The 20,433-nt window shown below is 66.7% G+C and carries 20 protein-coding genes; 12 read left to right on the top strand and 8 right to left on the bottom strand.

Features of this window, described 5'->3' with window-relative positions:
- Window positions 1-14: 14 nt before the first annotated feature.
- A complete protein-coding gene (locus tag ASD42_RS30000; protein WP_056823283.1) occupies window positions 15-476 on the bottom strand; it encodes a VOC family protein in 462 nt (153 codons plus the stop codon).
- Window positions 477-524: 48 nt separating this feature from the next.
- Window positions 525-2,720: an MMPL family transporter gene (locus tag ASD42_RS29995; RefSeq protein WP_056822999.1), complete on the bottom strand. Its 2,196-nt coding sequence runs from the start codon at window positions 2,718-2,720 to the stop codon at window positions 525-527.
- Window positions 2,721-2,887: 167 nt separating this feature from the next.
- Between ASD42_RS29995 and ASD42_RS29990 the strand changes: the two genes are divergently transcribed.
- Entirely contained in the window at window positions 2,888-3,697 is an 810-nt protein-coding gene (locus ASD42_RS29990) for a metalloregulator ArsR/SmtB family transcription factor (protein WP_056822997.1), read from the top strand.
- Window positions 3,694-4,284 (top strand): dihydrofolate reductase family protein, encoded by a 591-nt coding sequence (locus ASD42_RS29985; RefSeq protein WP_056822996.1) that lies wholly within the window; start codon window positions 3,694-3,696, stop codon window positions 4,282-4,284. Before ASD42_RS29990 ends, ASD42_RS29985 begins: the two co-directional genes overlap by 4 nt.
- Here ASD42_RS29985 and ASD42_RS29980 read toward each other — a convergent pair.
- Complete coding sequence (locus tag ASD42_RS29980; RefSeq protein ID WP_056822993.1) at window positions 4,266-5,207, bottom strand: alpha/beta fold hydrolase; 942 nt, start codon at window positions 5,205-5,207, stop codon at window positions 4,266-4,268. The genes ASD42_RS29985 and ASD42_RS29980 overlap by 19 nt on opposite strands.
- A 90-nt stretch (window positions 5,208-5,297) precedes the next feature.
- Between ASD42_RS29980 and ASD42_RS29975 the strand changes: the two genes are divergently transcribed.
- Window positions 5,298-6,146 carry an SDR family NAD(P)-dependent oxidoreductase gene (locus ASD42_RS29975; RefSeq protein WP_056822992.1) on the top strand — a complete coding sequence of 283 codons (849 nt, stop codon included), beginning with the start codon at window positions 5,298-5,300 and terminating at the stop codon, window positions 6,144-6,146.
- A gap of 124 nt (window positions 6,147-6,270) precedes the next feature.
- Window positions 6,271-6,621, top strand: coding sequence for a histone-like nucleoid-structuring protein Lsr2 (locus tag ASD42_RS29970; RefSeq protein WP_056822989.1), 351 nt, complete (start codon window positions 6,271-6,273; stop codon window positions 6,619-6,621).
- Window positions 6,622-6,679: 58 nt separating this feature from the next.
- On the opposite strand, the gene ASD42_RS29965 is transcribed toward ASD42_RS29970, so the two are convergent.
- Window positions 6,680-7,981, bottom strand: coding sequence for a lipase family protein (locus ASD42_RS29965; RefSeq protein WP_056822988.1), 1,302 nt, complete (start codon window positions 7,979-7,981; stop codon window positions 6,680-6,682).
- Window positions 7,982-8,158: 177 nt separating this feature from the next.
- Between ASD42_RS29965 and ASD42_RS35010 the strand changes: the two genes are divergently transcribed.
- The 3 genes from ASD42_RS35010 to ASD42_RS29950 all read left to right on the top strand — a co-directional run bounded on the left by ASD42_RS35010 (window position 8,159) and on the right by ASD42_RS29950 (window position 10,157).
- Window positions 8,159-8,419, top strand: coding sequence for a hypothetical protein (locus ASD42_RS35010; RefSeq protein WP_056822987.1), 261 nt, complete (start codon window positions 8,159-8,161; stop codon window positions 8,417-8,419).
- Between the two features lie 61 nt (window positions 8,420-8,480).
- On the top strand, window positions 8,481-9,125 hold the full coding sequence (locus ASD42_RS29955) for a TRADD-N-associated membrane domain-containing protein (RefSeq protein ID WP_056822984.1): 645 nt from the start codon (window positions 8,481-8,483) through the stop codon (window positions 9,123-9,125).
- Window positions 9,126-9,311: 186 nt separating this feature from the next.
- Window positions 9,312-10,157 carry an aldo/keto reductase gene (locus ASD42_RS29950; RefSeq protein WP_056822982.1) on the top strand — a complete coding sequence of 282 codons (846 nt, stop codon included), beginning with the start codon at window positions 9,312-9,314 and terminating at the stop codon, window positions 10,155-10,157.
- A gap of 43 nt (window positions 10,158-10,200) precedes the next feature.
- On the opposite strand, the gene ASD42_RS29945 is transcribed toward ASD42_RS29950, so the two are convergent.
- Window positions 10,201-10,539 (bottom strand): cupin domain-containing protein, encoded by a 339-nt coding sequence (locus ASD42_RS29945; protein WP_235569884.1) that lies wholly within the window; start codon window positions 10,537-10,539, stop codon window positions 10,201-10,203.
- Window positions 10,540-10,618: 79 nt separating this feature from the next.
- On the opposite strand from ASD42_RS29945, the gene yczR reads away from it, so the two are divergent.
- The 3 genes from yczR (at window position 10,619) to ASD42_RS29930 (ending at window position 13,792) form a co-directional block, all read left to right on the top strand.
- Window positions 10,619-12,028 carry an aminotransferase-like domain-containing protein gene (yczR, locus tag ASD42_RS29940; protein ID WP_235569883.1) on the top strand — a complete coding sequence of 470 codons (1,410 nt, stop codon included), beginning with the start codon at window positions 10,619-10,621 and terminating at the stop codon, window positions 12,026-12,028.
- 122 nt (window positions 12,029-12,150) lie between these two features.
- Window positions 12,151-13,053, top strand: a complete 903-nt coding sequence (locus tag ASD42_RS29935; RefSeq protein ID WP_056822978.1) for an alpha/beta fold hydrolase — start codon at window positions 12,151-12,153, stop codon at window positions 13,051-13,053.
- 10 nt (window positions 13,054-13,063) lie between these two features.
- On the top strand, window positions 13,064-13,792 hold the full coding sequence (locus ASD42_RS29930) for a MerR family transcriptional regulator (RefSeq protein ID WP_056823278.1): 729 nt from the start codon (window positions 13,064-13,066) through the stop codon (window positions 13,790-13,792).
- A gap of 6 nt (window positions 13,793-13,798) precedes the next feature.
- Here ASD42_RS29930 and ASD42_RS29925 read toward each other — a convergent pair whose 3' ends face one another.
- The gene (locus ASD42_RS29925) at window positions 13,799-14,695 is read right to left on the bottom strand and encodes a LysR family transcriptional regulator (protein ID WP_056822976.1); all 897 of its coding nucleotides are present in this window, start codon (window positions 14,693-14,695) and stop codon (window positions 13,799-13,801) included.
- Between the two features lie 122 nt (window positions 14,696-14,817).
- Between ASD42_RS29925 and ASD42_RS34070 the strand changes: the two genes are divergently transcribed.
- Complete coding sequence (locus tag ASD42_RS34070; protein ID WP_084787364.1) at window positions 14,818-16,287, top strand: alpha/beta fold hydrolase; 1,470 nt, start codon at window positions 14,818-14,820, stop codon at window positions 16,285-16,287.
- Window positions 16,288-16,305: 18 nt separating this feature from the next.
- Here ASD42_RS34070 and ASD42_RS29915 read toward each other — a convergent pair whose 3' ends face one another.
- Window positions 16,306-17,172, bottom strand: a complete 867-nt coding sequence (locus ASD42_RS29915; protein WP_056822974.1) for an alpha/beta fold hydrolase — start codon at window positions 17,170-17,172, stop codon at window positions 16,306-16,308.
- Between the two features lie 108 nt (window positions 17,173-17,280).
- On the opposite strand from ASD42_RS29915, the gene ASD42_RS29910 reads away from it, so the two are divergent.
- Window positions 17,281-19,275 (top strand): BTAD domain-containing putative transcriptional regulator, encoded by a 1,995-nt coding sequence (locus ASD42_RS29910; protein WP_056823275.1) that lies wholly within the window; start codon window positions 17,281-17,283, stop codon window positions 19,273-19,275.
- On the opposite strand, the gene ASD42_RS29905 is transcribed toward ASD42_RS29910, so the two are convergent.
- A complete protein-coding gene (locus ASD42_RS29905) occupies window positions 19,272-20,411 on the bottom strand; it encodes an epoxide hydrolase family protein (RefSeq protein WP_156677635.1) in 1,140 nt (379 codons plus the stop codon). The genes ASD42_RS29910 and ASD42_RS29905 overlap by 4 nt on opposite strands.
- Window positions 20,412-20,433 lie beyond the last annotated feature (22 nt).

Raw genomic sequence — 20,433 nt, 5'->3', positions numbered from 1 at the left:
AGGTGGGTGTCAGATCAATCAAGACAGAACTCGTTGCCTTCGGGATCGGTCATCACGATCCACCCCGCACTCATCGGCGGCTCGGGTTCGAAGCGCTCGACCCGCTTGCCGCCCAGCGCGACCAGCCGCTCGCACTCGGTTTCCAACGCCGCCATTCGCTCGTCGCCCTGCAATCCGGGCGCCGCCCGAACATCGAGATGAACCCGATTCTTCGCGACCTTGCCCTCCGGCACCTGCTGGAAGAACACCCGAGGGCCATGCCCCTCCGGATCCTCGATGGCCGACTTCGAGTTCCGCTCTTCGGCCGGAACACCGATCCGCGCGAGAAACTGGTCCCACACGACCAGCGGGTCGACCCCGGCAGGCACCTCGACTCCCGGCGGTCCCGGATGCACATAACCCAGCGCGTCGCGCCAGAAGGTCGACAGCGCGGCCGGGTCGTGCGCGTCGAAGGTGATCTGAATATGGCGGCTCATCATGACTCCGTTCATGGCAGCTGAACACACGGGTGGCAGACCTTTCCGTCACCGTATGCCAGGGGTCCGACAATCTGCCGCGGTGGTTGCCGGGGACGGTGATTCGCCCAGCCCGAATCTGTCGTGGACGGTCTTCATCCACGTCGGAGCCCACCAGCAGTCGTCGCCGAGCAACTTCATCGTCGCGGGGACGAGGAGCATGCGCAGCACGGTGGCGTCGATGATGAGCGCGGCGATCATGCCGTAGGCGACGTATTGCATCAGGACCAGGTCCGAGAACGCGAAGGCACCGGTGACCACGAGCAGGATCAAGGCGGCGGCGGTGATGATGCGACCGGTGTGCGCGGTGCCGATGCGGACCGCCTCGGTGGTGGTGGCGCCCTGGGCCCGCGCTTCGACCATGCGCGAGAGCAGGAAGACCTCGTAGTCGGTGGACAAGCCGTAGATGATCGCGATGATCATCACCAGCATGTTGGCCTGAATGGGTTGCGGGGTGAAGTTCAGCGGACCCGCGCCGTGGCCGTCGATGAAGATCCAGGTGAGGATGCCCAGCGTCGAGCCGAGGCCGAGAGCGCTCATGAGGGCGGCCTTGATCGGCAGGATGAGCGAACCGAAGGTCAAGAACATCAGCAGTGTGGTGACCAGCAGGACGAGGGCGATCATCCACGGCATGCGCTCGAGCAACGCGTCGAGGCTGTCCTTCTGGATGGCGGGGACGCCCCCGACGAGCATCCGCACTCCGTCGGGCAGTTCGATGCCGCGGAGATAGTCGATGGTGGCGTCGGCGGAATCGGAGTCCGCGAGTGTCGTTGTGGTGCGGTACACATCCGACTGCACCGGCGACCGCGACGGCAGTTCGAACTTCGTCGCCAGACCGGGCGCCTGGTTGGCCAGTTTCAGGGCGGCGCCGATCGCGACGGTGTCGCCGGAAACGAAGATCAGGTCGATCGGATCGGATCTGCGACCAGGGAAGGTCGCGTCGATCTGCTCCTGTGCGACGCGAGTGCTGTTGTCCGGCGGCAGATATCGTTCGCTGAAACCACCGAAGGCCAGGTTGCGAGCAGGCAGGATCAACAGCACCAACACCACGCACAGCACGCCCGCGACCTTCACCGGGTGCTTCATCACCCACTGTGTGCTGCGGCCCCAGAACCCGTTCTCCACCTCGTGCGCGGACTTCGTTCTCCGGAGCCGCCTGCTTCCCCACATGTCCACGCGCGCGCCGAGAATCGCGAGCATCGCGGGCAGCAAGGTGATCGCGGTGAGCGCGGCCAGCGATACCGTCGCGATGGCTCCGTAGGCGATGGATTTCAAGAACCCCTGCGGGAACAGCAGCATGCCGCCCGCACTCGCGATGATCATCGTCGCGGAGAACACCACGGTGCGCCCCGCCGTCGTCATCGTGCGCCGTACCGCCGCGGCGACGTCGTGGCCCTCGGCGAGTTCTTCGCGGAAGCGACTCACGATGAACAGCCCGTAGTCGATGGCCAATCCGGCACCGATCATCGAAACAACTGGCGCGACAAAGGAGTTCACCTCGGTGACGTAGGTGAAGGTGCGCACGATCCCGCTCGCGCCCAGCATCGTCAGCCCGCCGACGATCAACGGCAGCGCGGCGGCGACCACACCGCCGAAGATGAAGAACAGCAGCAGCGCGACCACCGGGAACGCGAGGAATTCCATGCGGCGGATGTCGTCGGCCAGGGTGTCGTTGAGTGTTCCCGCCACCGGTTGCAGCCCGCCCACCTGCACATCGACACCGGGAATCGCGAAGGCGTCCTTCACCTTTCTGGTGTTGCGCAGCATCTCGGTATCGTTGTCGCCGACGATGGCGACGGCGGCCACCGCGCGGGTGCGGTCCGAGGTGGCGAACAGGGAACCGCTCGCCCGACCCGTTTCCGTCTGCCAGTAGGCCCCGTTGACGCCGGCTATCACGCCGGGGTACGCACGCGCCAGGCTGTTGAGGTTGTCGACGATCTTGCGGCTGAACTCGGGATCGTCGACGGTCCTGCCGGGCGGCGCGGTGTAGAGCACGACCACATCGAGGTCGTGATTGCGACCGAACGCACTGTCCGCCAAGCGCCCCGCCAGGGCGGATTCCGAGCCGGGATCGTCCATGCCACCGGAGCTCAGCTCATCGTGCAGCCCCAGCCCGTACCCGCCGAGCGCGAGCAGTGCGGCCACCACGACGCCGAGCACACCGAACCGGAACCGATAGACCACATCGCCCCAGCGCGTGAACACTAGCTCGTCGTCCGTTCGTCGGCTCCGAGTGCAATCTTCAAGAGGCCGCATCCTTTCAGGTGGTCCGCCCGATGTGCCTCCCACCAAAAGTACCGCCTCTCCGCCAGTTTCAACCGAGCGATTCATATTCCTTGACAGGAATATTCACTACAGTGAATACTTGGATCATGGACGTGGTCGCATCAGCTCTCGGAGACGGCGCACGGTGGCGCATCGTCGAACTCCTCGCCGAGCGCCCCCGCTCGGTCGGCGAACTGGCCGACCTGACCGGTTTGCGGCAGCCCCAGACCACCAAGCACCTCCAAACATTGGCGCGCGCCGGGCTCGTCACGGTCTTTCCACTGGGGCAACGTCGCGTCTACGCGATCGAGTCGGCGCCACTACAGGAACTCGCGAGCAGACTCACCGACCTCGTCGAAACCATCTCCACTCATGCGGACGAGCGCGCGGTCATCGAGCGATACCGTGCCGCCATCGAGGTGGAATCGATGGCCGCGGAACGGGATCGCTGGGCAGACGGGCGACGCTTCACCTTCGAGCGCGCACTGACCGCGTCCCGGGATCTCGTCTGGCAGCACTGGACCGATCCGCCTCTGCTCCGATCCTGGTGGGCCCCAGCGTCGATGACGATCACGGACTGCGTCATAGAGCCGAAGAAGGGCGGTCGCGCCGCACTGGACTACCGCGACGCCGAAGGGCGGCGATACCGCTCCGAGGGGCGAGTCACGGCCGCGAAGAGACCGGGCCACCTCGAGTTCGATCTCTCGGTGCTCGATGCGGCGGGCGCCGTCTCCTTCACCGGCCACTACGACCTGACCCTCGAGCAGCAGCCCGGCGCCACCCGCCTGACCCTCGACCTGACCATCACCGAAACCACCGTCGAGGCCGTCCCCTACATCGCCGGCATCGAAACCGGCTGGAGCCGAGTCCTCGACAACCTCGCCGACACACTCCCCCACAACAAGGAACAGCCATGACCGAACGCACTGTGACCGCGAATATCGGCCTCACCCTCGACGGGCGCTACAACGGCCCCGGCGGTCCCACCGACATGCAGGCGATCGTCCGCTACGCCACCACCGATGTCGCCCGCGATCACCTCACCCGCATCTGGGAGGGCGCGACGACGGCGCTGCTCGGCCGGGTCAATGCCGAAGGCTTTCTGGGGTTCTGGCCGACGGTCGCCGCCGACGAGAACGCCGACCCGCGCGACCGCGCCTACGCGAAGTGGCTGGTCGACACCGAGAAGGTGGTCCTGTCGACCACTCTCATCGAGTCGCCGTGGGAACGCACCCGCATCGCGAACGCGCCGGCCGCCGACGTCGTCACCGCACTGAAAGCCACCGGCACGGGTGACATTCTCGTCAACAGCAGCCCGACCGTGATCAAGGATCTGCTCGCGGCGGACCTGATCGACCGACTGCACCTACTGCTGTGCCCCGAGATCGCCGGCGACGGACAGCGACTGTTCGACGACGGGCTGCCCGGCTCGCGGTGGACGCTCACCCGTCACGAGGTCGGCGAACTGGGCGAGATGGCCCTGACCTACGACCGCGCGCGCTGATCGACACCGACCTCGTGCAGCGCGGTGACCAGGAAGTCGTTGACCGCGTCGGTTCGCTCGAGGTGCACGAGATGGCCCGCACCCGGAAGTTCTACTACCGCACGGAGATCGGTGACATTCGCCCGGAGCGTGGCAAGCGGGTCGCGGCCGCTGAAGCCCTCCATGTCGGGGTCGTTCTCGCCGTAGAGGAAGTAGGTCGGGACCTCGATCCGGGCATCGGCGAACGGCTCGGCGAGTTCCCAGTTGCGGTCCAGATTGCGGTACCAGTTCAATCCCCCGGTGAAGCCCGTCCGCTCGAAGTCCGTAGCGATGGTGTCGAATTCACTGTCACTGAGCCAACTCCACGGCAGTGCGGGCGCCTGGGGCAGCACATCCAGATAGCCGAGCCCCGGCGGGTTCTTCCAGGTGTCGAGATAGTGGTAGTCCCCGGAGAGGGAGAAGTAGACGCGGGACAGGAATTCCCTCGGTCGCGCGGCGAGTTCGACATCGGCGACACCGGGCTCCTGGAAGTAGGACAGGTGCAGGAAGTGGCGCTGGGCGGCCTTCGTCCAGAAGGCCGACGGTGGACGCGGCGGGCGCGGCGAGTACGGATTGTTCAGCACCACCAGCGCTTCGACGCGTTCGGGAGCGCGCAGCGACAGCTCCCACACCAGTTGGGCACCGAAATCGAGGCCGACGAACACAGCCTTCTCGGCGCCGATGTCGTCGAGCAGGGCCAGGAGGTCACCGATCACGGCCTCGTTGGTGTAGGCGGCGACATCAGCGGGCGCCTCGGTTCGACCGTAGCCGCGAAGGTCGGGCGCGATGGCCCGGAATCCCGCCTCGGCCACGGCCGCTATCTGCCGGTGCCAGATGAACCCCGTGTGCGGAAATCCATGACAGAACACCACCGGGTAGCCCTGCCCCTGCTCGGTGACATGCATCCTGATTTCGCCTGTGTCGAGAAATCTCTGCTCCACTACCGCCTCCAATTTCTAGAACGTGTTCTGATTTGACGGTAGTGTCCTGAGGTCATGAGCGGAACACCCAAGATTCTGGCCGGGCGCGTCGCGGTCGTCACCGGGGCAAGTCGTGGCATCGGTAAAGGCATCGCCCTCGAGTTGGGCGCGGCCGGGGCGACCGTGTACGTCACCGGACGCACCACCGAGCCCGGGAAGCTACCCGGCACCGTCGGGGAGACCGCAGCGATGGTCACCGAACTCGGCGGACACGGCGTCGTGGCAGTCTGCGATCATCGCGACGACGATGCGGTCGAGAAGCTCTTCACCCGGATCCGCGAGGAGCAGGGGCGCCTCGATGTGCTGGTCAACAATGTCTACAACTCCCCCGCCGCCGCCCGCTGGCTGGGCCGCAAATTCTGGGACGTGCCGCCGAAGGCGTGGGACGAGACCTTCGAGATCGGCGTGCGATCGCACTATGTGGCCAGTGTTTTCGCCGCACCGCTGCTGATCGAGTCAGCGGGCCTCATCGTCAACGTCTCCTCCCCCGGCGCCCGCCGGTACATGCACAATGCCGTCTACGGCGTCGGCAAGACCGCCCTGGATCGCCTCACCGCCGACCTCGCGCACGACCTGGCAGGCACCGGCGCGACCGCGGTCTCGATCTGGCCCGGTATCGTGAATACCGAACTGCTGCAAATGGTTCCGGCCGACGAGCACGGCCGTCGCCAGGTCACCCTGCCCGGCGAAGGCACCTTCGACCTCGACACCGCCGAGTCCCCACGCTTCCCCGGGCGCGCCGTGGTAGCGCTGGCCGCCGACCCCGGCCGGTCGACGCGCACCGGGAAATCCTGGAAAGTCGCCGATCTCGCCGAGGACTACGGGTTCACCGACGTCGACGGACGCATCCCTCGCGCCGACTGACCACTCCTCGGCCGATTCTTCGGCGACATCCGAACACTGGTCGACGAACCGAGCGAATAACCCGCGCCGCGGTCAACTAAGATCAGCGACGGTAATTCTCGGCACCCGAACGAACAGGACTCCCATGGCGCGCAAAGTCGTTGTCACACTTGTCGATGATTTCGATGGCACGTCCGCTGCCGATGCGACTGTCACATTCGGAATCGATGGGGCGGCCTACGAAATCGACCTGTCCGATGCCAACGCGGCAGAGTTGCGTGAGGTGTTCGAACAGTGGGTTCCGTACGCGCGTCGCACCGGCCGGGCCAAAGCAGGCGCCGCACGTCGCCTCGGCTCGGCACCGGCAGCCGAATCCACCCGTCGCAACGATCTGACCGAGATCCGCGCGTGGGCTTCGCAGAACGGGCACACCGTGTCCAGCCGCGGCAGGATCTCGGCGGAAGTCATCTCGGCCTATGAGCAGGCTTCGGCGTAAAGCTTCGGTTCGTCGACAGCACGGCGCGCATTCCCTCCGCGCGCCGTGCTGTTGTCGTCTAGTTGGGCAGCGGAATATCGGCCTTGAATCGCTCACCCGGCGCCAGACCGCGCAGCACCGCACTGGTCCAGGCCACCGCGGGCGGCCAGCCCGCGACGGCGTTGACGACGTGTTCGGGCAGCGGCATCGTGTAGAACCGCAGGTCCGCGCCGCGGTTCCAGTAGTCGTTCACCGTCGGCAGGACCGCCGACGTCGGGATCAGCTCGTCCCAGATTCCGTGCCACCAGAAGATCGGGCTGTCCGGAATATGGTGCCCCAGACTCTGATCCGCGAGCACCTCCATCACACCCGGCGCCGTTTCCAGTGACTTCCCCGGCTGGAAATAAGCACTGATCGGCCGGTACGCGCCCGCCGCGGCGATCGTATAAACGCAGCGACTCCGCATATCCGCCACGATCGCCTGACCCTCGGGGGTCAGCAATTCCTTCGCGTCGAACTGGTCGGGGAATTCCCGCGACAACGCGGCGAAGCCGAGCCACATCGTGAAATTACTGGCACCGGTGAGGCCCGGCTGCTGGGCGATCGCGTAACGGGCCTGGGCGCGGAGGTCGGCGGGGAATCCGCCCACCGCGGTGCCGAGCAACCGCACATCGGGGGCATAACTCTCGCGAAGTTCGGCCGCGCGGATCGAACCGGAGCCGCCGCCGGAGTACCCGTAGAGCGCGATCCCGGAGTCGGTCAGGCCCAACGCCGAGTTCTTCATGGCGCGCAGACTGTCGAGCACCATTTTGCCTTCGTCATAGGTGTTGAAGGTATTGAACTTGCCGTCGAAGTCGGCGACGTTGATCGCGAATCCCTGCGCGAGCCAATAGATCGCCAGCGCGGCCTCTTTCATCGTGCCCGTCTGCAACGTGTACGACGGGTTGCACGACGAATCGGTCGCGTCGATGGCTTCCTGGAACGACACCACCGGTCGCGAACTGCCCGACCACGGGATGCCGGGGACGATCACCGAGGTCGCGGTCGCGATCGGGTTGTCGTGCACGTCGTTGCTTCGGTACAGCAGTTGTTCGGTGTGCACCGGGAAGGGCAGGCCGAGCAGACGCGTCTGCACCGTTCGGGAGCGAATGATCTGTCCGGGCGCATAAGAACTCAGGTCCGCCGGGTCGTCGTACCAGGGATCTTCCGCGGGCACCGGGATCGGCAGCATGTCGTAGAGCTGGGGTTCGGCGGGCAGCTGTGGAAGCTGGTTCTGGTCCGGCGGGAAACTCGGATACGGGTCGCCGGTGGCGTTGCCCGCGCTCGACACCGCCAGACAAACCACCGCCAGCGGCACTGCCGCCCATCTCGTTCTGAACATTCGTCCCCGCTTCGGTCGACCGCGTCCACCCCGGCGACTCGAGTGGATGGTGGCTGCCGCGCTGCGCTGCATGGCGTCTCCTCTGGTAGGTGACGCTGATTACAGCACGAGCTCTTGTTTCTAACAAGAGTTCTTGTTTATAACGCCCATCCCACCAAGTCCCAGCGGCGCACCATCGTGCGGGTCGGCACCCACTATCAGGGCCGTGCGGATGTGACCGAGGCGCATCGCGCACTGTTCAGCGGGTTCCTGAAGGGCAGCAAGCTGGCCGACTCCTTCCTCGACATCCGCTTCTACGGCGCCGACGTCGCCATCATCACCAGCCGCGGCGACCGATACGACAAGAACATCTTTTCCTCTTCGACCCGGCGACCAAGCCGACGGCCGAACGATGATCGCGAATCATCCTGCGCGAGTGGACAACAGGTAAGGGGATAACGGCTCGCGGTAGAGTGCGCGGGGTAATTCGCAGGGGTGTAGCTGGATTCGGGGGGATACCGTGAACGAAGTCTTGGCCTTGATCGGGGTGGGTGGGCTGATCCCGACGGTGATCGCGGCGGTGTCGGCGTGGTTCTCGACGACATTCAGTCGCCGAATCAACAAGCGGGCGATCGAAACCACCATGACCGCCGACGCCGTTCCTCCCGTCGTCTCGATACCGACCGAACCGGCGGATCAGGACACCGACCACACCCAGACGCCGCGACCCCGAACCGAGGAATACCTTCGACAGGTGCGCAGCGCGATGGCGCAGAGCACGGCGTTCTTCTGGGCGTACATGATCAGCGGCTGCTGTGGAGTCGTGGTCGTTCTCGCCGCGGCGTCGATGGTGGCGTTCGGCAATCGAGACGCCGCCGCCGCGACTTCGATCATGGGTGCGGTGCCGGTCGGGATCACCGCGCTGTTCTACAAGCGTTCCACCGACCTCGATAAAATCGTGGGCGAAAACCTCGCACGCCTGGGCAAAGCCGACGAGATCGCGGAAGCCAACCGCTCCGCGCACGATGTGGTGTCGCGTATGGGGGTCGGCGCCGATCAGGACCGGCTACTGGCCATGATCGGGGTGCGACAACTCTTTCCGTCCGCGACGCCCGCGGAAGTCGCTGAACTCCTGCGGACCGTGCCGGTCGAATCCGGACACTGAGTCGCAGGGGGTGACTGGCAGTACCTGGAACAGCAGTCACTGCCACGCGCGACACTCACGGTGTCGAATGGTGTGAACAGCGCGTGTCGCCGACACCCGACTCGGGGGCACGGTCATGCTCGCAGTGGCCGTCGTCGCGACAGCCACGCTGACCGCTCCCACCGAACTCGCGAAAGGACCGCAAGCATGCAGCACGTCACGTTGAACAACGGTGTCGAGATGCCGATCCTGGGCTACGGCGTCTACCAGATCCCCTCCGACGAGGTCGAGAAGACCGTCAGCGACGCCCTGGCCACCGGATATCGGCTGATCGACACCGCGTCGGCCTACCAGAACGAGGAAGGCGTCGGACGCGCGATCGCCGCTGCGGGCATCCCCCGAGAGCAGCTGTTCGTGACGACCAAATTGTGGGTGCAGGACTCTGGCGAGGACAACACGAAGCGCGCCTTCGAGAATTCCCTGCGCCGCCTCGGCCTCGACTATCTGGACCTGTACCTGATCCACCAGCCCTACGGCGACTACTACGCCGAGTGGCGTGCCATGGAGGCGCTGTACAAGCAGGGCCTGATCCGCGCGATCGGCGTCGCCAACTTCTACCCGGACCGCCTGGTCGACCTGATCGACCACAACGAGATCACTCCGGCGGTGAACCAGATCGAAACCAACCCGTTCTTCCAGCGCCGCGACGACCAGGCACTGATGAGCGAGCTGGGTGTGCAGATCGAGTCATGGGGGCCGTTCGCCGAGGGCAAGAACAACCTGTTCACCAATCCCACCCTGGTGTCGATCGCCGAAGCCCACGACAAGTCGGTCGCCCAGGTCGTGTTGCGCTGGCTCACCGAGCGCGGCGTCGTCGCCATCCCCAAATCTGTTCGCGCGCAACGCATGGCGGAGAATTTCGACTGCCTCGATTTCACCCTCACCGATGACGAGATGCAGCAGATCGCCGGCCTCGACACCGGCAAGTCGCTGTTCTTCGATCACCGCGACCCGACGATGACCCACAACCTCGGCACCCACCGCATCGACTGATCGCCGCCGAGCGCATGAACACCGAGGTCGTCGCCGAGGAAGTTCAGTTGCCGTATTGCGCTGTCTCCGGGCGCTCGATCAAGAGCACGTGCGCGACCTCGTCGGCGACCGGGCGGTGCCGGATTCCCTTGGGCACCACGAACAATTCGCCCGGATGCAGGATGACGGGGGCGCGGTCTTCCAGTTCGATGCGGAAGGTGCCGTCCCAGCAGAGGAAGAGTTCGTCTTCGTCGTGGTGGTGCCAGGGGAATTCGCCCGACAGTTGGGCGACGCGGACAACGGTGTCGTTGACCATGGCCAGCTCCTGCTGTTGAAAGGGGCCGGGCAGGGCGGCGATGGCCGCGGGGATCGATACCGAACCGGTAGTGCTCGAGGCTGTCATGGTGATCATCGTCGAGCTGCTCGGGGCGACGATCCAGCGCCAATCGGCCATAATTGGTTTGGCTATGGATCCAATTACTGTGACAGATCGGCTCGGTCGCTGGTCGGCGGGGCGCGGGCCGCTGTATGCGCTGCTCGCGGCGGCGTTGCGCGGGCTGATCGAGGACGGCGAACTCCCTCCTGGCGCGCTGCTGCCGCCAGACCGCAAGCTGGCTGTCGCATTGTCGGTCGGGCGGAGCACCGTGGTGGCGGCCTATGACCTGCTGCACGACGAAGGGCGGATCGTTCGACGACAAGGCAGTGGCACCCGTGTCGCGGGATCGCCGCAGGTCGATCCGCCGGAAGCTACCAGTGAGCCGATGTTTCTCGACCTGCTCGAGCCGCGCTCCGACGTGATCTCGCTGGCGTGCGCGGCACCGGATCGACCTCCCCACGCATTGGCCGAGTCCTATGCGGCGATGCTGCCCGCCTTGGCCGCCACGACCGACGACATCGGCTACTACCCGTCCGGGCATCCGGCGCTTCGGGAGGCCGTCGCCGAGTACTACCGAGGGCGGGGTCTACCGACCGAGGCCGGGCAGATCCTCGTCACCACCGGTGGGCAACAGGCGCTTTCACTTCTCGCACGCGCCTTCCTCCGGCCTGGTGATCGCGTTCTCGTGGAGGCTCCGACCTATCCCGGCGCGCTGGAAGCCTTTCGCGCGGAAGCGGCGGTCGTGTCCGGTCTGCCGCCGGGGCTGGACGGTTTCGCGGCAGCGATCCGCGACCAGCGCCCCACTCTCGCCTACGTGATCCCCACCTTCCAGAACCCGACAGGCTCGGTACTGTCCACGCTCACACGGCGCAGACTCGCGGAAAAATCGGCAGCAGAAGGAATTCCGCTCATCGATGACGAAGTCCTGGCCGAGCTCGGCTTCCCCGGCCACGAGATTCCGCGACCACTCGCCGCGTTCGCGGACACCGTGATCACCATCGGTTCGCTGAGTAAAAGCGTCTGGGGCGGACTGCGAGTCGGCTGGATCCGCGCGGCATCCCCTGTCGTCGCCAAGCTCGCCAGGCTTCGCGCGGTACACGACCTCGGCGGCAACCTGCCCGCCCAGCTGGCCGCGGCGGAGCTACTCCCCCGCCTCGACGACCTGCTGCGCGCGCAAGCCACCGAGCGCCGACTTCGCCACAACCATCTCCGCGCGGAACTAGCCCGCCGAATCCCCGAATGGGAGGTACCGCCGGTCGATGGCGGACAGACCCTCTGGATCCGATTGCCACATGGCGACGGCGCTTCCTTCGCGCAAGCCGCACTGCGCCAGCATGTTTCGATCCTCGCGGGCAGCGGCCTGGATCCGACCGGCGGGAGCGAGCACTACCTGCGGCTTCATTTCCTCCATCCGCTGGAAACTCTCACGACGGCAGTCGACCGTCTCGCCGAAGCCTGGCGCACCTACCGCCCACCGAACAGACCCACTGTCACGACACCACCTCTGGCGATGTGACGTCTCGCCTCGGTGATCCTCCGTCTCGAAGTGCGCCCGAACCCAGGCGAGATCGGCCGGCTTCGCTCGCCGCCTCGGTACGGGTTGACCTTGACGCTGCGTCAGGGTTGCACCCTTGTCGCATGACGAACAACAACACGTCCACGACCCGGCTTGCCCCGCCGGTCGGCGGATTCGAGGAGATCGACGGCACGCGCGTCTTCGCGCACCGGTCGGGCAGTGGCGGACCGGCCGTGGTGTTCCTGCCCGGTGCGAGCGCGGTCGGTCTGGACTATTTCGGTGTGCAGCAACAGGTTTCTCAGTTCACCACTGCCGTCGTCTACGACCGCGCCGGCACCGGCTACAGCGATCCGCTGCCCTTGCCTCGCACCGCCGAAGCGGTCGCCACGGAACTGCATCAGCTGCTGCGCGCCCAAAGAATCCCCGGCCCTTATGTTCTCGCGGCGCACTCCCTCGGCTGCCTCTACGCGCACCGGTTCGCTCAGCTGTACCCACAGGACGTGGCCGGACTGGTCTGGATGGACGGTCTGCATCGCGACTGGGACGAGTTCATGCCGCAGGCGATGCGACTGGCGGCAGCCGCGGCGCCCGCGCCCGATCTCGAACAGGTCGAACAGATGCGCACCACCCTGCGCGAGCTGCGCGGCGAGTTGCTCGCGAACTACCCCGAGCACGTGCGGCAGCCGCTGATCGACGCCAAGTCGAGTACCGAATGGATTCGTGCGGGCTTCGCCGAGCGCAGCGGATTGACCGAGGTGGCGACCGAACTGCACGCCGGGCCGAACCTTCCTGATATCCCCCTGGTAGCGCTCAGCGTGATGGGCGCCGACCCCAGCCAGACCGCTGATGCGCTGGCCGAGATCCACGACGGCAGGCGACGAATGGACGCGGCCTTGGTGAGCGGAGTTTCGCGAGGAGAGCAGCGCATCATCACCGACACCGTGCACCACCGACTCTGTTTCGACCGTCCCGATGCCGTGGTCGAGGCGATCCGCGATGTCGTCGACCAGGTGGCAGGCCCCTAGAATCGGCGCGGTGCTCACCATCGGCCAACTCGCGGCGACTGCCGACGTGACCGTGCGCACCGTGCGCCATTACCACCAGGTCGGGCTGTTGCCCGAGCCAGAGCGCGACGCCTCCGGCTACCGCCGCTATCCCGCCCAGGCGGCGGTGGATCTCATCCGGATCAGAACCCTCGCCGACGCCGGCGTCCCCCTGTCCAGGATCGACGCGCTGCTGCACGCGCAACCGACCGAATTCGCCTCCGCCATCAGCGATATCGACGCGGCGTTGCAGCGCAAGATCGATCAGCTCGCCGAGTATCGCCACCGGATCGCCGAACTGGCCGGCGGCGAAAGCCTCTTCCTCCCCACCGAAGTGGTCGCCATCCTGAACCGGATGCGCGGTCTCGGCATCAGCGAACAACGAGTGCGACTGGAGCGCGACTCCTGGATCCTGCTGCAAGCGTTGGACGCCGACGCCCTCCCCCAGCGAATCCGCGAGAAGAACGCCGAATTCGACGACCCCGAAACCACCCGCCTCTACCTCGCAGTCGACGAATCGGTCGACTGGAACCCCCACGATCCACGCCTCGACCAACTCATCGACGACCTGGACACCTGGCACATCCGACACCAACGCCCCACCACCCGATCCACCGAACTCGTAGCCTCCCGAATCGCGGAGTCCTCCCCCGCCTGGCAACGCATCGTCAACGCCCTCACCCACCGAGCCCAACAGCGAGCCACCGAGCACGACCGGTGACTTCCCTCAGGAGCGCTGCTGGGCGACGGTGTCGCACGCGGCTTGGACGAAGGCCTGTACTCGTGCGGTGAGTCCGGTGTTGAGCCAGCCGAGGCCGAATCGAAGGGGTGGGGCGTCGGTGACGGGGATGAAGGTGACGTCGGGGCGGACGTAGAACTGGGGGGCTTGTTCGGTGGTCAGGTAGACGCCTTTGCCTGCGCCGACGAGGGCGAGGATCTCCTGGAAGGTGGCGGCGGTCGGGCCGGGTTCGATGGGGCGGCCGGATGGGGTCTTCTTGGGGTGGTGGAATTCGTCGAAGTAGGCGGGAAGCTGTGGCGGGTTCTGGATCATGGCGACCTCGGCGAGGTCTTCCAGGGACAGCGAGGGTCTGCGGGCGAAAGGGTGGCCGGAGGGGACGGCGAGCATCTTGGCTTCACGGAGCAGGGGTGGGCCGATGGTCATGTCAGGCTCGCTCATCGGGAAGCAGCACAGCATGGCTTCGACATCACCCTCGCGCAACCGATTCGCACCGTCGCTCAGCTGCAACTCGGTGATCCGCACGGTGCATTCCGGGTGCCTGGCCTCGAAGATCTCGCCCACCTCGAGGAGGTACCGTCCACCGGCCGACCCGAAATAGCCGACCCGCAGGGTGCCGTGGATGCCACGTCCGGCCAGTGTGGCATTGCGTACGCTGCGCTGAACCTGTTCGTAGGCCGGCCGAAGTTCGTCGCGCAGCTGACATCCGACCGGCGTCAGGACGACCTTGCGACTGGTCCGTTCGAACAGCGGCACCCCGACCTGCCGCTCCAACGCCTTGATCGTCTTGCTGACGTGCGCCGTGGAGACCCGCAGCCGCTCCGCGGTTCTGCCGAAATGCAGTTCCTCCGACAGCGTCAGGAACGCCTCGATCTCGTTTCGCTCCACGCCCCGCCTTCGATCATTGCCCACCGGTTAACGACCCTTGGGTGATTTGTCGTTGATCACGCCCGGCGAACGGTTGATCATAGATCCGTCTACGAAAAGCGTTCAGAGAGGTCGGTTTCGACATGGCGGCAGTGACCGTTCCGCACATCAGGCATCGGGTCGTCGAGATCGACGGCGTCCGGGTCTTCTACCGGGAAACCGGGCCGACCGGCGCGCCGGCACTGCTTCTCCTGCACGGCTTTCCCTCGGCATCGCACCAGTTCCGTCGGCTCATGGACGCACTGGGCGGGCGATACCGGATGATCGCCCCGGACTACCCCGGCTTCGGGCATACCGAAGTCCCCGACGATTTCGTCTACTCCTTCGAGCGTCTCGCCGATATCGTCGAAGGGTTCGTCGACGCGGTCGGACTGCGACGATTCGTGTTGTACGCCTTCGACTTCGGCGGTCCGGTCGGGTTGCGGCTCGCGACCCGCCGTCCGGCACAGATCGCGGGTCTGATCGTCCAGAACTCCAACGCCTACGACGAGGGCCTGTCCGAGATGGCGCGCGCGATGACCGCGAACAAGCCAGGTCTGCCGGGCGCCGAGGACAATGTTCGACAGATCCTCGAACTGCCCGTCACCCGCGGCCAATACGAGGGCGGCACCACCGATCCGGAGCTCATCGCGCCCGACGGCTGGACCCTGGATCAGCATTTCCTCGACCTCCCGGGCCGCAAGGACGCGCAGGTGCATTTGGCCCTCGACTACCACACCAATGTGGCGCTCTACCCGGTGTGGCAGCAGTGGTTGCGCGAGCACCAGCCGCCGACGCTGGTGCTGTGGGGTCGCAACGACGCCTTCTTCCCCGAGACGGGCGCCACCGCCTACCTCCGTGACCTCCCCGACGCCGCGGTCCACCTTTTCGACACCGGACATTTCGCGCTCGAAGAGAATCTGCCCGACATCGCGCCGCTCATCGATGATTTCGTCGATCGCCTGTATCACCGCAGGCCCATGAAGATCGCGGTCATCGGCGCCGGCGGCAACCTCGGCGGTGCGGTGGCCAGGGAGGCCGTCGCGCGCGGCTGGCAGGTCACCGCGCTCGGCCGGGACACGATGGATGTCACCGACGCGGCCTCGGTCAAGAATGCCGTCGCGGGTCACGACGCCGTCGTCGCGGCCATCAAGGGCGAGGACCGACTGGTGCCGCGCGGCGCCGCGACCCTGCTCGAAGCCCTTCCTCTCGCCGGGGTCGATCGCCTGGTGTTCCTCGGTGGGGGCGGCAGCCTCGAGTACGCGCCGGGACAGCGTTTCGTCGATGCGCCGAACTTCCCCGCCCAGTACCTGGAAACAGCTCGCGACCAGACCGAAGCGCTGGAGATCTTGCGGGCGTCCGACTCGCCGGTCCGGTGGTCCTACGTCAGCCCGCCGCCCGTGCACCTGGTCCCCGGCGAGGCGACCGGCTCCTACCGGGCCGAGGCTCGCGATACCCCGATCACGGACGCCGACGGTGAAAGTCGCATCAGCGTCGGCGATTACGCCAGCGCCATCGTCGACGCACTACAGGACGGCTCGTTCGTCGGCCAACGCTTCACCGTCTCGTACTGAGCCCCGCGCACGCTTGGCTCAGCGCAGGACCAGCTCACGAAGGGCCGCGGCCACGGATTCAGGGTCCTCTTCGGCCATGAAGTGACCCGTGTCGACGGTGCGGTGGTCGAGATCCGGTGCCCAACTCGACCACAGCGCCGCCGCTTCGAATCCGAGCGCCGCGCCCCAGTCCTGCTGCATGACCGTCACGGGCATGGACAGCCGCGCGCCTACCGCGCGGTCGTGGTCGATATCGATGGTCGCCGAGGCGCGATAGTCGGCCACGATCGAGGGGACGGCTTCGCGACTGGCCTCCAGATACGCGGCGCGCACGGGCGCGGGGATCGCGGCGGGATCCTTGGTCCACAGGTCGAGGAAGTAGGCGAAGAACGCGTCGGCGCCGGCCGAGATCATCTGTTCGGGCAGGCCCGGCGGCTGGGCCATCAGGTACAGGTGGAACCCGACGGCGGCGTCGACACCGTGCAGCACTTCCCACATGTCGAGGGTGGGTAGCACGTCCAGGCAGGCGAGGTGGGTGATCGTCGCGGGGTGGTCGAGTCCGGCGCGGAAGGCGACGAGTGCGCCGCGGTCGTGCCCGGCGAGCGCGAAGCGTTCATGACCGAAAGCCGCTGCCACGGAAACGATGTCGGCTGCCATGCGGCGCTTGGAGTAGGTGTCGGGTGCGGCGGCGGGTTTGTCGCTGTCTCCGTAGCCGCGTAGGTCCGGCACTATCACCGTGTGGTCGACGGCCAGATCAGCGGCGACGTGACGCCACATCAGGTGGGTCTGCGGGAAGCCGTGCAGCAGCACGATCGGAGCACCCGAACCGGAAACGGCGACATTGAGCGCGACCTCGTCGGTGACGCGGACGCGGTGGTAGTCGAATCCGGGAATGGTGTGGGTCATCGCGTTGGCTCTCTTCGTTCGAAGGCTGGTCCGCAGGGTCCGAGCGGATCGAGTTCGAGCGTGCGGTGTCGCGATGAGCACCCGATGAACGCGCACTACATTGGCCTGATGCGGTTTCAGGTGCTCGGTCCCGTCACCGCGCATGACGACCTGGGCAGACCGGTCGCGCTGCGCGGACCGCGCTATCGCGAGGTGCTCGCGCGGCTGATCCTCGCCGACCGGCGCGTGGTTCCGGTCAGTCGATTGGTCGATGATCTGTGGGACGAGCCGCCCGCGGACGCGGTGGGCGCGGTGCGCACCTTCGTGGCCGGACTGCGGCGCGCGCTCGAGCCCGACCGCCCGCCTCGCACACCGGCGCGCCTGCTGGTCACCGAAGGGCTCGGGTACGCGCTGCGGGTCGAACCCGATGCCGTCGATGCGTGGCGATTCGACGATGCGGTCCGGATGGCATCGACTCTGCCTGCGGGACAAGCCTTCTCGGTACTCACGGAGGCACTGGGCTGGTGGCTCGGACCTGCCTACACCGACTTCGCCGATGCGGGGTGGGCCAAGGCCGAACGATCGCGGCTCACCGAGCAGCGACTGTTGGCGGTCGAACGCCGTGCCGAAGCCCAAGTGGCGCTCGGCGCCGCCGCGGCAGCGGTCCCCGACCTCGACGCGCACGTCACCGAGCATCCGTGGCGCGAAGACGCGTGGGGGCTGCTGGCCACCGCCCTGTATCGCTCGGGCCGTCAAGCCGACGCGCTCGCCGTCCTCGCCAGGGCTCGGCGGATGCTGGCCGAGGATCTGGGCATCGACCCGGGACCAGCACTACGCCGCCTCGAACACGACCTGCTGCGCCAGGCGGCACACCTAGACCCAGTCGCGACCGACCCCACCGCACAGGTCTGGGAACAGGCGCGCGCCGCCTACGACAGCGCCGTCCCGCCACGCACGAGGACGCGCCTGGAATCGACCGCCGGACTGATGCGCGACCTCGCGGTGACGGGCGGCGGCGGATTGGCAGCGGCACGTGCACACCGGATTTCCGCAGTCCTCGCGGCCGACGAACTCGGCGACCCCGAATTGACCGCACGGGTGATCGGCATCTACGACGTGCCCGCGATCTGGACCCGCTCGGACGACCCGGCGCAGGACCGACGACTCGTCGACATCGCCGAGAAGACCCTGCTACAACTGCCCGCCGACGACGACGCCGACCGGACCAGGCTGCTCGCGACCATCGCCGTCGAATCGCGCGGCGGCCTGCCGGTGAACGATCCGACGGAAGCCGGTCTGCGCCCGTTGCGGGCCGCCCGCCAGGCCGAGGACATCGCGCGCCGACTGCACGACCCCGCACTCCTGACATTCGCGCTCAACGGAGTGTTCATGCAGAGCTTCCAGCGGGCCGGACTCGCGCAGCGGCGCGAAGCCATCGGCGCCGAGATCGTCGCGGTCGCGGCGAAGAGCAAGCTCGCCACCTACGAGGTGCTGGGCCACTTGCTCCTCGTGCAAACGCGCTGCGCCCTGGCCGATCACACCGGCGCCGACCGGCACGCCGATGCCGCCGACGCGCTCGCGCAGCGCTACGAACTGCCACTGGTCGAGGTGTTCACCACCTGGTTCCGAGCTCTACGCACCAGTACGACAACAGATCTCGCGACCGGAGAGGCGGCGTATAAGGCAGCCGCTACCGCACTCACCGGTGCCGGTATGCCAGGGCTCGAGCACGGACTATTACCGCTGGCCGAGCTGAGCCTGTATCTGCGACACCAGCAGACCGCACGGATCGCGGCGATCGCCCCCGATACCGACTGGGGACCCTACAGATCCTGGGTCGAGCCCACCCTGCTCGTCGCCCGAGGACAGCTCGACGACGCGCGAAATGCCCTGCGCGACATCACCTCACCACCGCGCGACCTGTTGTTCGAAGCGCTGTGGGCGATCGTGGCACACGCGGCCGTCACCGTCGACGATGTCGAGGTCATGCGCCGAGCCCGGACCCAGCTGACCCCCGCCGCGGCCGAAACCACCGCGCAGAGCGGACTCCTCAGCGTGGGTCCGGTTCGGACATACCTCGACGACATCGAATCGGCGCTGTCGTCACACCGCAGGCGCGACTAGCGGTAGTCGCCGAAGGCGGCGCGCAGGTCGTCGATGATCAGGTCGGGTTCCTCCATGGCGGCGAAGTGGCCGCCGCGCTCGAACTCGGTCCAGCGCACGATGTTGTGATTGCGTTCGGCCATGCGGCGCATGGGGACACCCAGGTCGAAAGGCATGACGGCCACGGCGACCGGAACATCGGTGGCAGGTTCGGGTCGGCCCCAGGTCGCGGCGCCCTCGTAGTAGTAGCGCGCCGACGAGCCCGCGGTGCCGTTGAGCCAGTAGATCATCACGTTCGTGAGCATCGCGTCGCGGTCGACGGCGTCCTCCGGCGCGTCGGTGGAATCCGTCCAGTCCTTGAATCGTTCGACGATCCACGCCATTTGGCCCACCGGTGAGTCGGCGAGTGCGTAGGACAGAGTTTGCGGGCGACTGGCTTGCAGCAACGCGTATGCGCCGAGTTCGTAGTCGGCGCGTTGGGCAAGCTCCAGCGCGCGCTTCTCGGCGGGGTCGTCGAGGTCGGCGGTCTCGGGAGTGACCGTGGCCGAGGCGATCATCGTCACGTGGAGTGCCAGCAGATGTTCGGCGTCGATCACCGCCAGCTCGCGGGAGATGGCCGCACCGGTGTCTTCGCCGTGCGCGACGTAGCGGTCGTAGCCGAGCCGGGCCATCAACTGAGCCCAGGCGTGCGCGGCTCGGGTGGTCGACCAGCCGACCGCGGGGCCGGAGAACCCGTAACCGGGGATGGTCGGCACCACGACATGAAAAGCGTCGTCGGCGCTGCCGCCGTGCGCCACCGGATCGGTCAGCGGTCCGATCACATCGAGGAACTCCACGATCGAGCCGGGCCAGCCATGGGTGAGCACCAACGGCAATGCCTCGGGTTCCGCCGATCGCACGTGGACGAAATGCACGTCGTGTCCGTCGATTTCGGTGCGGAACTGTGGAAAGGAGTTGAGCCGGGCCTCCTGCGCTCGCCAGTCGTAGGTGTTGCGCCAGTGGCCGGCCAGTTCCCTGGTGTAGTCGAGCGGGATGCCCTGTGACCAGCCGACGCCGGTAACCCCGTCGGGCCAGCGGGTGTCGTCCAGTCGGCGGTGCAAATCGTCGAGGTTCGCCTGGGGGATGTCGATTCGGAAGGGGGTGATCTCGGTGCTCATGAGAACTACGCTAAGCAGCACC

The organism is Nocardia sp. Root136 (assembly GCF_001427185.1).
Taxonomy (GTDB): Bacteria; Actinomycetota; Actinomycetes; order Mycobacteriales; family Mycobacteriaceae; genus Nocardia; species Nocardia salmonicida.
The sequence above is the reverse complement of the archived record's forward strand: the minus strand, read 5'-3'. Positions and strand labels throughout refer to the sequence as shown.